Raw genomic sequence first — 14,481 nt, 5'->3', positions numbered from 1 at the left:
GTGAGCGGACTCCCGGAACTTCTTTCGCCCGCTGGTGATTGGGCAGCCCTAAAAGCTGCTGTGGCCGAGGGTGCCGATGCGGTGTATTTCGGGGTTGAAGCCTTCAACGCCCGCCTGCGGGCTGAAAACTTCCGTCAGGATGAACTTCCGGAAATCATGAGCTGGCTTCATGCCAGGGATGTGAAGGGGTTTTTGACCCTCAATGTGCTCATTTTCACCGCTGAACTCCAGGACGCTGCAGAGCTGCTGCTCAATGCCCAGCGTGCAGGAGTGGATGCCCTCATCGTTCAAGACCTGGGACTCTGTCTACTGGCGCAGCAACTGGTTCCCGTGTTGGGTCTGCATGCGTCCACCCAGATGTCCATCACGAGCGCCGCCGGTGTGGCTCAGGCCGCTGCCGCTGGTTGCGAACGGGTGGTGATGGCCAGGGAGCTCAGCCTCAGGGATCTCGAACGACTTCAGGGACAATTGCAGCAACGCCAACTCGCCATGCCTCTGGAGGTGTTTGTGCATGGTGCGTTGTGCGTTGCCTATTCCGGTCAGTGCTTAACCAGTGAATCGCTTGGACAACGCAGTGCCAATCGCGGTGAGTGTGCTCAGGCCTGTCGACTCCCCTATCAATTAGTGGTTGATGGCGTCGAACGCGATCTTGATGATCAGCGTTACCTGCTTTCACCGCAGGATTTGGCGGCCTGGTCCTTGGTTCCGGAGTTGGTCCGGATCGGGATCAGCAGCTTCAAGATTGAGGGACGTCTGAAGGACGCCACATACGTGGCGGCTGTCACCAATGTGTATCGGCGCAGCCTCGATGGGGCTGTCATGGATCAGGAGGCGACCAAACAGCAGCTCGAATTGGGTTTTTCTCGAGGTCTCAGCACAGGCTGGTTGGAGGGGATCGACCATCCAGCCCTTGTGCATGGTCGTTGGAGCAAAAAGCGCGGGCCGTTGATCGGACACCTTTGTGCTGTTCAGGCTCGGGGTTGGCTGGTGATCAAAACGGAGGTCCAGCCGCAGCGCGGACAAGGCCTCGTGTTGGAGGTGTCGGCAGATCACGATGGGCCTTTTGACCCGCCCCGGGAAGTGGGTGGTCGCATCATGGACGTGGAGCCGGCAGGGCGCCATCGCTGGAGGCTGAGACTGGGACCTGGACGAATCCGTCTGGATGGTCTCCGGTCTGGCGCATCCATTTGGCTCACCAGTGATCCGCAATGGGAGTCCACTTGGCAGCGACGCGCGGACCGTAAGACGTCACCCAACGACTCCCCGCTTGTGCTGAAGGTGCAGGGTCGTTGCGGACAACCGCTCACCTTGGAGCTGGTCTCACCGATCCCTTCGGATGGCACGCATCTGCAAGTCAGCAGTGATGTCTGCCTCGCGCCGGCCCGCGACCATGGACTGGATCAGACACGGCTTGACGCCCAGCTCGGCCGTTTGGGGGGCACAGGATGGCGGCTCGAGCGGGTCAACACTGAGTTGGATCGGGGCCTGTTTCTGCCGCTGGCGGCGCTGAACCGCCTGCGTCGTTCCCTCTTGCAACGTATGGCCGAGGCCGGCCTGATGCCCCACCCGCCGGTTCAGCCGTCAACATCGCGGCCTGAACTGTCGGAGCATCAGCGGGACGCGGTGTTGGCGTCCTGCCTGCCCAAGGTGCCTGATGCGCAGCCTCAAGCGGCGTCCGATTTAGTGGTGCTGGTGCGCACTCTTGAGCAATTGAAGGCACTGCAGACCCTTGATGAGGCGGTGCCCTTGCGCGCGGTCGTGGCGGACCTAGAACATCCTCGCGAACTGCGTGAGGCGGTCGCCATCGGCCGGGGCTGCTGGCCCGATGGCCTCTGGCTCACTGGACCAAAAATGGTGCGTCCGGATGAACGGTGGACTCTTGAACCTTTGCTGCGGGCTTCCCCTGATGGCTTTCTTGTGCGTAACGCTGATCAGCTCGAGTTGTTGAGGGGAGTCGCCCCATGTCGTGGTGATTTCAGCCTCAATGTGGCCAACCCCCTTGCGCTGCGTTGGTTTCTCGAGCACTGGGAACTGGAGCGTGTCACCGTCAGTTGCGATCTGAACCTGCAGCAGTTGCTGGATCTCAGCGATGCCTCACCCTGCGATCGGCTGGAGGTGGTGTTGCATCAGCACATGCCGCTGTTTCACATGGAGCACTGCCTCTTCTGCTCGTTGCTGTCCGATGGGCATGACCACACCGACTGCGGCAGACCGTGTGAGCATCACACCGTTCACCTGCGTGACCGCAGTGGGGTGGATCATGCGCTCAAGGCCGATCTCGGCTGCCGCAACACCTTATTTAATGGCACTGCACAGACGGGTGTTGAAGCATTGCCTGTCATGCAGGGCGCAGGACTGCGTCACTTCCGCCTTGATCTCCTTGATGAGGATGACGATGCCACTCGTCGACGAGTCCGTCTCTATGGGGAGGCATTGCAAGGTCGCATTCCTTCCGACGTGGTGTGGCGCCAGGAACAAATTGAGCATCGCCTTGGTGTGACCCGCGGAAGCCTTCAGATCGACCGTCCACGCAGCACCGAATCGATCTCACGTTGAGATAAGGTGCATCGGTCGCGCCGATTGGCGCCGTAGAGACTGCCCCCCTTTTTTACCGACATCATGAGCGCCCAGCAAAAGGCGATTCGCAACATCGCGATCATCGCCCACGTTGACCATGGCAAGACGACCCTGGTCGACTCATTGCTGGCTCAATCAGGCATTTTTCGTGACAACGAAGCGGTGCCCACCTGCGTCATGGACTCCAACGACTTGGAGCGCGAGCGTGGAATCACCATCTTGTCCAAGAACACTGCTGTCACTTACAACGACACGCGGATCAACATCGTTGACACCCCTGGTCACGCCGATTTCGGTGGCGAAGTCGAACGTGTGCTCGGCATGGTGGACGGCTGTTTGCTGATCGTTGATGCCAATGAGGGGCCCATGCCCCAGACCCGTTTTGTTTTGAAGAAGGCCCTGGAGCAGGGCCTGCGTCCGATCGTGTTCGTGAACAAAATCGACCGGGCTCGAGTGGATCCAGAAACGGCCGTCGACAAGGTGCTGGATCTGTTCCTGGAGCTGGGCGCCGACGATGATCAGTGTGATTTCCCCTATCTGTTTGGCAGTGGTCTTGGTGGTTTTGCCAAGCCCGACATGAAGACGGATAGCGACAACATGCGTCCGCTCTTTGACGCGATTCTGCGCCATGTTCCGCCCCCGGTTGGAGACGCGGACAAGCCTCTCCAGCTTCAGATCACCACCCTTGATTATTCCGACTTTTTGGGTCGAATCATTATCGGGCGCGTTCACAACGGTGTGATTAAGCAGGGACAAAACGCCGCATTGATTAAAGACGACGGCAGCGTCAAGAAAGGTCGGATCAGCAAACTGCTCGGCTTTGAAGGCTTGCAGCGGGTGGAAATCGAGCAAGCGTCTGCAGGTGATCTGGTGGCCGTGGCTGGCTTTGACGACGTCAACATCGGTGAGACCATCGCTTGTCCGGATGAGCCCAAGGCTCTGCCTCTGATCAAGGTGGACGAGCCCACGCTTCAGATGACCTTCGTGGTCAATGACTCACCGTTTGCGGGTAAGGAAGGCAAGTTCGTTACCAGCCGACAGGTGCGTGATCGTCTGCAACGGGAGCTGCTCACCAACGTGGCCCTGCGCGTGGAAGACACGGATTCCCCCGATCGTTTTGCGGTCAGTGGGCGTGGTGAGCTTCACCTCGGCATCCTCATCGAAACCATGCGACGTGAGGGTTACGAGTTTCAGGTGTCTCAGCCTCAGGTGATCTACCGCACGATTGATGGCACCCCTTGTGAGCCGGTTGAAACACTCGTGATGGATGTTCCAGAAGCGGCCGTCGGCAGCTGCATCGAAAAGCTCGGAACTCGTAAAGCTGAGATGCAAAACATGGAAACAAGTGCTGATGGTCGGACGCAACTCGAGTTTGTTGTGCCTTCTCGCGGACTGATCGGATTCCGCGGCGAGTTCATCCGTGCCACACGCGGTGAAGGAATCATGAGCCATTCCTTCTTTGAATACCGTCCGATGTTGGGTGAATTTGAGACCCGCCGGAATGGTGTGTTGATTGCTTTCGAGGAGGGAACAGCCACGTTCTACGCCTTGAAGAACGCTGAAGATCGCGGTCAGTTCTTTATCTCTCCGGGCACCAAGGTCTACAAGGGCATGATCATCGGCGAGTACAACCGTCCTCAAGACTTGGAAATTAACGTCTGCAAGACGAAGCAGCTCACCAACATGCGATCTGCCGGAGCGGAAGAACTCGACACACTCCAGGCTCCTGTTCAGATGACGCTGGAGCGAGCACTGGAGTACATCGGCCCCGGTGAGATGCTCGAGGTCACCCCTGAATCCATCCGTCTGCGCAAGCTGCCGGCTAAGAAAATGGCCAAGCGTTGAATCTGGTTGACGATCCCCGATTCTCTCAAGCCCTGGAGTTGTTCAACTCCGGGGCTTGGTACGAAGCGCATGATGCGTTCGAAGAGTTATGGCATGAACAGATGGATCCGCAGCGAAAGTTGCTTCAGGCCATCGTTCAAATTGCTGTGGCGCACGTTCATCTGGAGCGAGGCAACACGCGTGGCTGCACGATTCTTCTGGGTGAAGGCCTCGGTCGGCTCAAGCCCTCATTACCGGTCGCACTTGGTCTTGACTTGACGGCGCTTCACAGCGTGGTTTCGGATCGCTTGTCCGCACTGCAATCCGGCCAGGACCCGGAGGTTTTTCCGCCACCCCGCTTGCTTCCGGTGACCTGATTTCGTGGGACGATGCTGCCACGTTCGATCATTTGGTCCTTGGTCGTGTCTCTTTTGTTTCCACGATCCATGACCACGCTCCAGAGGTTCTCAGCTCTGATCGCTGGAGTGACGATATCCTTGGTCGCTGCAGCCGGAGCACAGGAGCTTCCTGCTTCCGAAGGTTCCGCTCCGGCTGACGACGGGCTGATCACCATCGAATCCGATAGTCAGAGTGCTGACAATGTCACCGGAGTGGTGACTGCGATCGGCAATGTGCGCATTGTGTACCCGACCCGCGGCATGGTGGCCACATCAAGGCAAGCCCAATACTTCAGTCGAGAAGGACGATTGGTGCTGAGTGGTGATGTGGATGTTGTTGAGGGTGATGGCAATTCCATTAGAGCTGAGCGTCTCACCTATGACTTGAATGATGAACGGGCGTTCGCCATGCCCAGCCAAGGTGGTCAGGTGCGTTCAACCATGATCATTCGCCCCAATAACTCGGCGAGGACTCCTCTCACGCCATGAGTCTCAGCTTGAATCGTGTGTCGCTCACTTTGGGTGGGCGCCCGTTGGTGAAGGATCTCACACTCACTCTGGAACCTGGTGAAGTGATTGGTTTGCTCGGCCCGAATGGTGCAGGTAAAACCACGAGTTTCAACTTGGTGATCGGTCTACTGAAACCTGATCAAGGTGAAGTGCTAATGGATGGACACCCGGTGGCCAGCTTATCGATGCCACAACGAGCTCAACTCGGCATCGGATACCTTCCGCAGGAACCGAGCGTGTTTCGCCAGCTCACAGTGCAAGACAACCTGGAGTTGGTGTTGGCTCAGAGTGGATTAGCCCGCTCACAAACCCGAGAGCGACTGCATCAATTAATCGATGATTTCCATCTTGAGCCGTTCCTGAACCGTCGAGGCTTTCAGCTCTCGGGTGGTGAACGTCGTCGCTGTGAAGTGGCCCGTGCTTTGGCAGTGGGTCTTGAAGGCCCTCGGTATTTGCTGCTTGATGAACCGTTTGCCGGTGTTGACCCCCTGGCGGTGGCTGACCTGCAGCAACTTATTCATGCGCTGAGGCAACGCGGAATGGGGATTCTGATCACGGATCACAACGTGAGGGAAACACTTGCCATCACAGATCGGGCTTATATCCTCACCGACGGCAGCATTTTGGCGTCGGGACTTTCTGAGGAAGTGGCTGCTGATCCCTTGGTTCGTCGTCATTACCTGGGCGAGGGATTTCAGCTGTGAAGGACATGTGGTTGCAACAGATTCGTGCTTGGAGACGACGAATTCCGCTGCTCGATCGCTGGTTGCTCGGTGAACTGATTGGGCCTCTGCTATTCGCCGTTGCTGCTTTCACGGTGGTATCACTCTCTTTGGGAGTGATGTTTGAGCTGGTCCGAAAGATCGTGGAATCGGGCTTGCCGGTTCTGATTGCTATTCAGGTGCTTTTGCAGCGCTTGCCCAGTTTTCTGGTGATCTCATTCCCGATGGCCACGCTGATGGCCACGTTGCTCGCCTACAGCCGTCTTTCGGCCAACAGTGAGTTGACGGCTTTGCGCAGCGTCGGTGTGACAGCAACGCGCATGATTGTTCCAGCGATGGTGCTGGCCCTGCTGATGACCAGCCTCACCTTTGTTTTCAATGATGTGGTGGTACCTCGAGCAAACCGCGCCGCGGAAGTCACGTTGCGCAGAGCTCTGGGTAAAGCGGTGGCGACGGAAAAGGGCGACAACATCGTTTATTCCCGCTTCGGCAGGGTCGAGCAACCCGATGGTTCCACCAGCAAAGGATTGGTTCAGTTGTTTTATGCCCGTCAGTTTCGTGATGGGACGATGAACGGCGTGACAGTTCTCGATTTTTCTCGCCCTGGGTTCACGCAAATGCTGGTGTCTGAGACGGCGCGATGGAGCAAACAGGATGCCAAATGGGAATTTCTCAATGGTCAGATCCTGACCCTCACGCCATCGGGCAGTACCACTTCAGCCGATTTTGACCGCTACCTCTATCCACTCAGCGCAGCACCGATTCGGATTGCCAAGCTTCCGAAGGATGCCAACGACATGACTGTTGCCGAGGCTCTGCAGGCTGAACAGTTGCTGCGACAGGCTGGTGATATCAAGGAAGCACGGCGTCTCCAGGTGCGGATTCAGGAGAAATTCACGTTGCCGACGGCGTGTCTGGTGTTTGCTTTGATCGGGGCCAGTTTGGGTGCCAAACCCAACAACCGCACCAGCCGTAGTCAAGGATTCGGCATCAGTGTCGTTCTGATTCTTGTGTATTACGTGCTGAGCTTCAGCTTCAGTTCCCTCGGAGTGAAGGGCACGCTTCCACCGCTGCTGGCTGCCTGGTCTCCTGTATTGATCTCGCTCGCGGGTGGAGGATTCCTACTGAGGCAAGCCAGCCGATGACGAAACCCTGCAGAATTAGAGGCATCTACTTCTCCAGCCCTGGTGTCTGATTTGGGATTCACCGGTCTTGAAGCGTTTGTCTCTGAGCCAGTGCTGTTACTCGGTTTGCTGGCATTTGGGCTGCTTCTGACGGCTCTTCCTTGGAGTTTCTGGGCGCTCTCCAACGGACAAAGTTCTAGCGGTGTGCGCTCGTTAATTGCCCTCTCGAATTTGCTGCTCACCGCTCAGCTGATCTTGCGTTGGTGGCAGTCGGGGCATTTCCCGATCAGCAACCTTTATGAGTCGCTGTGCTTCCTGGCCTGGGCCTGCACCCTGACGCAGTTGTTGGTGGAACGCAACTGGCCGTCTCCTTTAGTCGCGGCTTCGGCGACACCCATGGGTTTGGGATGCATTGCTTTTGCCAGTTTTGCCTTGCCAGATCAGCTTCAGCAGGCATCCCCACTGGTGCCTGCACTGCGCAGCAGCTGGCTGGTGATGCACGTGAGCGTGATCATGGTGAGTTACGCCGCTTTGATGGTTGGCTCGCTGTTGTCGGTGGCAGTCCTGTTGATCGATCGCAATCAAGCGCTTGAGCTGAGAAGCAGCTCGATTGGTACCGGCGCTTTTCGTCGTTCGTCTCTCCTCAGCACGGATGGCGGTGTGGCCATCCAAAACCCTGAAGCTTTCGAATTGTCGTCAGTTGCATTCAGTCGCACTGAACAGCTCGACAGCCTCAGCTACCGCACCATCACCGTGGGGTTTTTGCTGTTAACGGTTGGGATCATCAGTGGCGCTGTCTGGGCCAATGAGGCCTGGGGCAGTTGGTGGAGTTGGGATCCTAAGGAAACCTGGGCTTTGATTTGTTGGCTTGTTTATGCGGCTTATCTGCACACGCGTTTGAGTCGCGGCTGGCAAGGTCGCCGTCCTGCGATGGTTGCCTCAGCAGGTTTGGTTGTGATCTGTGTTTGCTATATCGGTGTCAATCTCCTTGGTATTGGATTGCATAGTTATGGCTGGTTTTTTGACTAACGGATGAATACTGGGTTCTCCATCTACTTACCTTCTACCTACCTCTTCAGGAGTATCAGCGTCACGATGAAATTGAGCACCTTGGAGGCACCTCGGCAGTCGCTAAGAATCTTGGATTAACCATGTCGCGCAGTTAAGCATGAAAGTGCTCGTGAGGCGCTCTTACTCAAAGGCTTCTTCCTACTCTGCCTCGTATCCAGTATTTGATGTTTCGCAAACTCCTCTCAATTCGGCGGTGTATTCAAAACTGTTGTCAACCGATTTTGCACTGGCACGACTAACAATCCTTCCTGGTGGATCAAATGAAATTTCGGTAGTCATGGTTTCCGTCAACATCTTTTCTTCGTCGTAATCCTCACTAGTTTGAAAAATCACTCCATTCTCTATCTTCACCTCATAGGTTTCATCGATATATGCCAAGTCAGTTAATATTTTATTCTTCAAATCTACCTCGTAATAAATAACATGATCCTTTTCTCCTTCTTCTGGATACGGCCTAATCATATTGTACTTAATTTTAGTGTCGCACTTCAGATAAAGGAAGTCATCAGCAACGACAGGTGCAGCTGAGAGGAGTAGAGCGCTGAGGAGAGGAGTGAGTTTCATTTGCTTGACTCATAGGCAGATGCATCTGATGCCTCGCAACGACCTGCAAGATCAGCGGTGACTTCAAAACTGTTGTCATTCGCTCTGATGGTACTTCTTCCAGAGATCTTTCCTGGGGGATCGAAGGCAATTTGGGTGTCGACAAAGTTTACATTCATCGTTCCTTGCTTGTATCCCTCAATTTGTGAAAAAATCATTCCATTGAATATCTTCACAACGCTTGAGCCCTCTGGATCATCTGAATCAGTCAACAATTTCTTGAGCAAATCAATTTCGTAATGAATAATGGTATTCTCAATCTGTTCATCCACCACTACTTTCTCGATTAAATCAATTTGCTTGTACTGAATCGTAGCATCACATTTTAGATAGACGAGGTCTTCAGCTGAGGTGGGAGACGCTGTGAGGAGTAGAGCGCCGAGAAGGGCAGTGAGTTTCATTTCCGCACGTGGGTGAGCTTGAAAGCACCTGTCTGGCCTCCACCTTAGTTGAACCGGTGGTAGTTGGTACCTGTGGCACAAGAGAAGGCGAATCCTGACCTCTGATAGGTGCGTGTGTAAGGCAGTTCTCGCGCCATTCTGGTTGGAGTGGCGGGTTTCGGATCAATGCCCTGTGTCTGAATCAGCACTTAAGTGATCTGGGTGTAACGTTCTAAATGCTGACTTTTTCAATGGTTACCAATTGGGTGAGCCACTTGGGACAGCAAGATGGCGTTCTGTTAGAGATCGCAGGTGCAAAAGAGTTTCATGTTTCTTTGTTTTATGTCGTAGTGGTTTCAAAGAATTCCAAAACAAAGCCAACTACGTATCTGGTTTACGTTTAAGTCATTAACTCTAGTTATATGGACTTGTCTTCACATAGCATTGTGAATACAGGATGTCTTGTTTCTAATCTTTTTGATGCGCATTTGGGAGCCGCCGGTAAGAATTACTGGAAACTTAATTACGATTGCTGCATCGTTCTTGTGGAGATCTAAAAGATTCAATTTGATCAATTGTTTCAATCGTTGTCTCGATGTTCATGATGTGAGAGGGTGAACGGACAGATCGGACAAGCGTGGGTACCTCCATCGATGTGTGTTGTCATAGCTACTATCCCTCTTACACCTATTTGCAGACTGCAGAATTTTCTTCAAGGTAGTGTGTAGATCGAATATCTCCAAAAGAGGCTGCCTTCTTCCACTCAGCGCAGGCGTTAGCAACAAGCCCCTTCTCTGCAAAGAGAGATCCACGCTCTCTCAGAGCATCGGTGTCGTTTTCATCAAGTTCAAGAGTTCTTGTACGGTCAGTCATTGCACCATCAAGGTCTTTCATGTTGTACCCATGATTGCCCAATTAAAAGGAAACTTTTGAATGTCAGAATTGATTTCAATGCCTTGTTTGCTGTTCCAAGGCTTACTCGACAGCTTTTGCAGATGCGGCGCTTGATCGGAGCAATAAGGCCGCATGATTGTTGTATGCCCATGGATCTACAGTGCCTAGCTCTATTGCTGTATTTCATCCTTAGATCGACACAATCTTGCTATCTCTATCTTGTCTAACAGGCTAATCTAGAAATTGTATGACCTAGTGATGACTGATCGCAGAAAGTACTATCCACTCAGCAATCACTCCGAATCTCGTCATCGCTGTCCTCCTGGATACACGAAAATGCATCTTCTCAGGCGTATCCTTACACCAAGTTTGGTTTGAGCTTTTATTGATTCTAATCATTGCTAATCAATGTTACTCGATATTGTCTGCCTCTCGTTTGTTGTTTTTGTGCTTCTTAGTGGTGATGATATCTATCGTCGCATCTGTTTAATCGCTTTCTATTTTTATTTTCTTGTAGAATTTTGATAAAAATCCATTCAAATCGTGTATGGATCCTATGCGCCTCCTCGTCGCTGCCGCAAGAGTGCCCTTGTTTGCGAATACGATTGTGATATGAATAATTTAGTTATTTATGTGCAATAAGTTCTCTTGAAATATCTTGTTTAGTTGATTATAGTTTCTGATTATTTGACTGTTTGCCGGCTTAATCGATATTGAACACATCCCTGCATGTGGGTCTGTGTCACTGTTTATAGTCGTGTAATAACTGATCAATCTAATTTTAGTGTGGCTTCAGTTATTGAGCTCTGAATGATCGCTCCATGATAATTTATCTTGAATCAAGATGGATGTATTGCCGGTTATCCCTATCCGCAGTCTTTGAACTGAGTCTTTAGATTTTCATCACTATAAAGAGAGGAGTAATGGATTTGTTCCAGCGAATGAGGGTGGTTGGCAGCGGTCTTGTCATTGCAGCCTATTTTATTACTTTGCATCTTGATGTTGTGACTGGTGTCATCGTTCACCTAACTGCAATGACAATCTCAGTTCCCTATTTCATCAAATCAAAAGCATGGGACGTCGTCATGATGATGATGTTTCTGATGACAATTGGGACTGGCCGACTCATTACAGCAGCGTTTTCTTAACAGGCAGTTTTAACACCCTTTGTTTGCGTTTAGTATCATGGGTATACATTGTTTATAATTTCTTTCATATCACTTCGAAACGTACTAGTGCAACTATGGCTTGAAATACTCTAGTTTCGTTTAACTGATATGTTCGTTTCATGTGCCCTCCTGACTTATCCAGTCTCAAGTGGGGGGATGATGGGGAGTTGTCTCCGAACGATACATTGAACTTGGTTGAGAGGTTAAGTAAGGCAGAAGAAGGTTTAAGGCCGCAGGGCGAGTCGACACTTAATTCAAGTTCCATACTTGTGGAAGAATCAGACTGATTCTGTCCTTTGCGCCCATAATAGAATTAGCTGGCCTGTACGGTCTCGTTGACTTGAAGAGGTGTTGTTTACCTTATGGCTCGTATCTTTTTGAAGGCAAGTCGACTGGGCCTTTGGGCCTACTTGAACATCATTATTGTTTCTTCGCAGCCGCCTGTTGGACGCCTTGCGCCGCGAGATGGCTGAGACTATCTACTCTTTTTGTCTAACGTTGATCTTCACGACAACTACAGATGAGCTTATAAAAGATTTTATTCGTTCCAATGAATACCTTTTCTCATAGTCTTCAGGTATAAACTTGATAAAAACCTTGTGTCGGACTGTCTAGTCCACCAGTGAAGCGTTTTCATTCGCTTTCAAATAGTTCTGATGGAGCTGTCCCTACGGCATCACCGGTTATCAGATAGCCGGTCGGTTTTGATATTGATGTCACTTCATCTCCATTTCCCGCAGCTCTAAGCATCTACTGAAGGCTGACGTTAGGGTTAAATGTTTTCCATTATAATATGTGGGGCTTGTCTGAAATTGGAGGTTAAGAATCAATCTCTCGGTAGAAGCAACTGTCAGCATAATTGTTATATTGATATTCAAATCTCCATGATTGGTTGTTGTAAGATAGTCTTTAATCTGCTTATGTATGATTTTTGTCAATCATAAACTCGTTTTTTTGGGCCTGAAGAAGTCTTCATGCACCTCTGCTGTTGTTGCATAGTGATTGGCTACTGGGCTACTGCGACAAACTCTTTATTTACAGTTTCTTTCTTGATGTGTATCGTGAATACACTGTCTTCCATTTGACTTTAACTTCATTGCTTTATTTCATTTGTCTTGTTACTGGTCACTCGACGTCGGTATGTTGTCATTTCGTCTATGATTCATAGTACCTACTTAGGAAATTGATTTTGGTTTGCTAACGGACCTCTATGGATCTACTTCGTATTTAATAAAAAAGATGTATCTTCAACGTTTTCCTGGTTTGTATCTTCAAAATACAGGCCATTCACTGTGTTTTTCGTTTGTAACTTATACACCTCAAAGTAAAGAGCAGATGATTGCCTGTGGTGATTTGATGGAGCATGAAGAATATTTCAATCCTGTGATTTTTGATTTTTTACTCTTTGTTTCTGAAGGAATCCTTGGATGGCCAATTGCAGACTTATTTCCTATTGGATATGACGACGTTTCGATTGTTGCAGCGAGACAAAGGGGGTCAGGTGTTCAACATGAATATTTGATTAGAATTAAACAGGACCATTGGAATGAATCAATGGACTCAGCATTGACTTGTTTAAGAACATTGATGTCTGACCAATCGTGGAGAGGCCGACCGATCGACAACTTGTAACCCTGATTATCTTTGTGTGCTCACATCTAAGATTGCTTAATCGACAATGAATAAAAGTGTTGGATATCAAGAATAGAGCTTATCGTAAATTAAATTTTAAAATGCTTTTTTTTAAGTTGTTTCTATAAATTATCTCAAGAGAGCTATGAACATCGCCAGGCATCTGCTTTGGATTGAATGCGTCAAAGCAAAAATAAGAAGATTACGATAAAGCTGGTTCCTATCAAAAAGAACTTGTCTGGTCCGTTATCAATATCAAACGGCTGGTGGGGTTCAGGGATCATGAATCTAGATTTCCTACCGACAATCTAGTCAATGGCTGATGTTCATTGTGGCTCTGCGACTGATTTTGGGTTCTAAGCGTGATGGAGAATCAGGTCGTTGACATCGCTAGTCATTAATTGAACGAGTCCTTCATGACAGGCTGATAAGGTTTAGCGATCAATCATTGATCTATTTCTAATGTGTTATTCCGAATCTTTTGCACGATTGTAATTCTTTTGGTGAATGGAGGCACTGATCTTGATCGTTAATACGATAAACCAACGAAAGTTCGTTTATGGTTTACCGCTTCTAACCCAATCTTTGTATTTTTGACCAGGTTTAAACAACAGGATTAAAGCAATCACAAATGTATAGACATTGAGGAGAACTATTAGACCATTGACGAAAAACAGGTCGGTAGAGGGTGCGAATACAACAAAATGCGATAGAAATGTTGGGACAATCCACTTCCAATTGATACTAAGGTCGTTCGCACGTCGTATCTCAATCGGCGATATTGCTATCAGGCCAAGTATGGCTGTGATCATTTGTTCGAGTATTGATGGCTCTAAATCACCGTCAAACTGACTCCAATCATCAAATGTCATCCCATTGATTTGCCCTGTCGTCAGATATTCAATGCCATATACGATTATATTTCCCGCCAACAAGATCAGTACTATAATCAAGATGCGTGTAATGAATGAGAGGAAGTAACTTCTTCGCCCCATTTGTCCGTGAAAGTCAAGGCTGCGAATTAGCATCGTCTGAGAATTGCTTCCTTCAATATAGGTGTTTCTTAGGTTTCTGCTTCGACTTGGGGATTCAATGAACAACTTTATTTGATCGCTCAATTGGTCTTTGACCTTTGCCCTAGCTTTGATGTGTTTTCAATTTGAATTTTCCTCGAATCTTAGATCGTTATGTTCTGCGGTTATCAACCAATCCAATCATTGCTCGATGTTTTGTCGTTTGTTTCTGGTGTAACTAGCGGTAGCTGAAGTTTGTTTCTGAATTCCTGTGCAACCGAACGCGTTCTTCGGCCATGGCATCCAGCAAAAGAGAGATATAGCGGTCATCAACGCCGATATCTTGCTTAAGACCTTCCAAAAGCTGATTAATGGATTTAACCACTTCAGGGATTTGATGAGCAAGATGCTCTTGTGTTGGTGTGTACTTCACGCCAAAACCTCATACTTTGTAACTTTATCGCGTTAGCCCTAGTTTTTTTGTCACAAGGCCGACGTTTTGATGGCTGGTAACCACTATTCGTCCACCGGAAGACCCTCCTTTACGCCGATCTTGGTTGGGTA

General features: G+C 50.2%; 14 protein-coding genes. 9 read left to right on the top strand and 5 right to left on the bottom strand.

All coding sequences use genetic code 11. The features are described from left to right. The 7 genes from SynA1560_RS08425 (at position 1) to ccsB (ending at position 8,184) form a co-directional block, all read left to right on the top strand. The gene (locus SynA1560_RS08425) at positions 1 to 2,556 is read left to right on the top strand and encodes a U32 family peptidase (RefSeq protein WP_255476892.1); all 2,556 of its coding nucleotides are present in this window, start codon (positions 1 to 3) and stop codon (positions 2,554 to 2,556) included. A 63-nt stretch (positions 2,557 to 2,619) separates the two neighbouring features. Beyond that, positions 2,620 to 4,422 (top strand): translational GTPase TypA, encoded by a 1,803-nt coding sequence (typA, locus tag SynA1560_RS08420; RefSeq protein ID WP_186468887.1) that lies wholly within the window; start codon positions 2,620 to 2,622, stop codon positions 4,420 to 4,422. Continuing rightward, the gene (locus SynA1560_RS08415) at positions 4,419 to 4,778 is read left to right on the top strand and encodes a DUF309 domain-containing protein (RefSeq protein WP_186500130.1); all 360 of its coding nucleotides are present in this window, start codon (positions 4,419 to 4,421) and stop codon (positions 4,776 to 4,778) included. The genes typA and SynA1560_RS08415 overlap by 4 nt, the downstream gene beginning before the upstream one ends. 69 nt (positions 4,779 to 4,847) lie before the next feature. Beyond that, the gene (locus SynA1560_RS08410) at positions 4,848 to 5,288 is read left to right on the top strand and encodes an LptA/OstA family protein (RefSeq protein WP_186500129.1); all 441 of its coding nucleotides are present in this window, start codon (positions 4,848 to 4,850) and stop codon (positions 5,286 to 5,288) included. Then, positions 5,285 to 6,013 carry an LPS export ABC transporter ATP-binding protein gene (gene lptB / locus SynA1560_RS08405; protein ID WP_186500127.1) on the top strand — a complete coding sequence of 243 codons (729 nt, stop codon included), beginning with the start codon at positions 5,285 to 5,287 and terminating at the stop codon, positions 6,011 to 6,013. The genes SynA1560_RS08410 and lptB overlap by 4 nt, the downstream gene beginning before the upstream one ends. 5 nt (positions 6,014 to 6,018) lie before the next feature. Further along, a complete protein-coding gene (locus SynA1560_RS08400) occupies positions 6,019 to 7,176 on the top strand; it encodes an LptF/LptG family permease (protein WP_186468884.1) in 1,158 nt (385 codons plus the stop codon). Between the two features lie 42 nt (positions 7,177 to 7,218). Then, positions 7,219 to 8,184, top strand: a complete 966-nt coding sequence (gene ccsB / locus SynA1560_RS08395; protein ID WP_370523141.1) for a c-type cytochrome biogenesis protein CcsB — start codon at positions 7,219 to 7,221, stop codon at positions 8,182 to 8,184. A gap of 180 nt (positions 8,185 to 8,364) precedes the next feature. Here the strand turns inward: ccsB and SynA1560_RS08390 are convergent, their stop codons facing one another. From SynA1560_RS08390 to SynA1560_RS08380, 3 genes are all read right to left on the bottom strand, one after another. Further along, positions 8,365 to 8,790 (bottom strand): hypothetical protein, encoded by a 426-nt coding sequence (locus SynA1560_RS08390; protein WP_186500126.1) that lies wholly within the window; start codon positions 8,788 to 8,790, stop codon positions 8,365 to 8,367. Then, positions 8,787 to 9,230, bottom strand: coding sequence for a hypothetical protein (locus tag SynA1560_RS08385; protein WP_186468882.1), 444 nt, complete (start codon positions 9,228 to 9,230; stop codon positions 8,787 to 8,789). Before SynA1560_RS08385 ends, SynA1560_RS08390 begins: the two co-directional genes overlap by 4 nt. A 666-nt stretch (positions 9,231 to 9,896) precedes the next feature. Beyond that, positions 9,897 to 10,103, bottom strand: coding sequence for a hypothetical protein (locus SynA1560_RS08380; protein WP_186500125.1), 207 nt, complete (start codon positions 10,101 to 10,103; stop codon positions 9,897 to 9,899). Positions 10,104 to 11,026: 923 nt separating this feature from the next. Here SynA1560_RS08380 and SynA1560_RS08375 point away from each other — a divergent pair. Beyond that, a complete protein-coding gene (locus SynA1560_RS08375) occupies positions 11,027 to 11,251 on the top strand; it encodes a hypothetical protein (protein WP_186500123.1) in 225 nt (74 codons plus the stop codon). 1,260 nt (positions 11,252 to 12,511) lie between these two features. Continuing rightward, the gene (locus SynA1560_RS08370) at positions 12,512 to 12,904 is read left to right on the top strand and encodes a hypothetical protein (RefSeq protein ID WP_186500121.1); all 393 of its coding nucleotides are present in this window, start codon (positions 12,512 to 12,514) and stop codon (positions 12,902 to 12,904) included. A gap of 557 nt (positions 12,905 to 13,461) precedes the next feature. Here the strand turns inward: SynA1560_RS08370 and SynA1560_RS08365 are convergent. Beyond that, positions 13,462 to 13,836, bottom strand: coding sequence for a hypothetical protein (locus SynA1560_RS08365; protein WP_186468879.1), 375 nt, complete (start codon positions 13,834 to 13,836; stop codon positions 13,462 to 13,464). Between the two features lie 319 nt (positions 13,837 to 14,155). Then, complete coding sequence (locus SynA1560_RS08360) at positions 14,156 to 14,350, bottom strand: hypothetical protein (protein ID WP_186468878.1); 195 nt, start codon at positions 14,348 to 14,350, stop codon at positions 14,156 to 14,158. Positions 14,351 to 14,481: the final 131 nt, after the last annotated feature.

Origin of the sequence: Synechococcus sp. A15-60, assembly GCF_014280095.1 — a bacterium.
In the GTDB taxonomy this organism is placed as follows: Bacteria; Cyanobacteriota; Cyanobacteriia; order PCC-6307; family Cyanobiaceae; genus Synechococcus_C.
Note: the sequence above shows the minus strand (reverse complement) of the source record. Positions and strands in the feature narration are given on the sequence as shown.

Excerpts from the sequence above, each read along its gene's own strand:
- typA (WP_186468887.1), top strand. The coding sequence starts at position 2,620 with ATGAGCGCCCAGCAAAAGGCGATTCGCAACATCGCGATCATCGCCCAC.
- SynA1560_RS08410 (WP_186500129.1), top strand. The coding sequence starts at position 4,848 with ATGACCACGCTCCAGAGGTTCTCAGCTCTGATCGCTGGAGTGACGATA.
- lptB (WP_186500127.1), top strand. The coding sequence starts at position 5,285 with ATGAGTCTCAGCTTGAATCGTGTGTCGCTCACTTTGGGTGGGCGCCCG.
- SynA1560_RS08400 (WP_186468884.1), top strand. The coding sequence starts at position 6,019 with ATGTGGTTGCAACAGATTCGTGCTTGGAGACGACGAATTCCGCTGCTC.
- SynA1560_RS08390 (WP_186500126.1), bottom strand. The coding sequence starts at position 8,790 with ATGAAACTCACTCCTCTCCTCAGCGCTCTACTCCTCTCAGCTGCACCT.
- SynA1560_RS08385 (WP_186468882.1), bottom strand. The coding sequence starts at position 9,230 with ATGAAACTCACTGCCCTTCTCGGCGCTCTACTCCTCACAGCGTCTCCC.
- SynA1560_RS08380 (WP_186500125.1), bottom strand. The coding sequence starts at position 10,103 with ATGAAAGACCTTGATGGTGCAATGACTGACCGTACAAGAACTCTTGAA.
- SynA1560_RS08375 (WP_186500123.1), top strand. The coding sequence starts at position 11,027 with ATGGATTTGTTCCAGCGAATGAGGGTGGTTGGCAGCGGTCTTGTCATT.
- SynA1560_RS08370 (WP_186500121.1), top strand. The coding sequence starts at position 12,512 with ATGTATCTTCAACGTTTTCCTGGTTTGTATCTTCAAAATACAGGCCAT.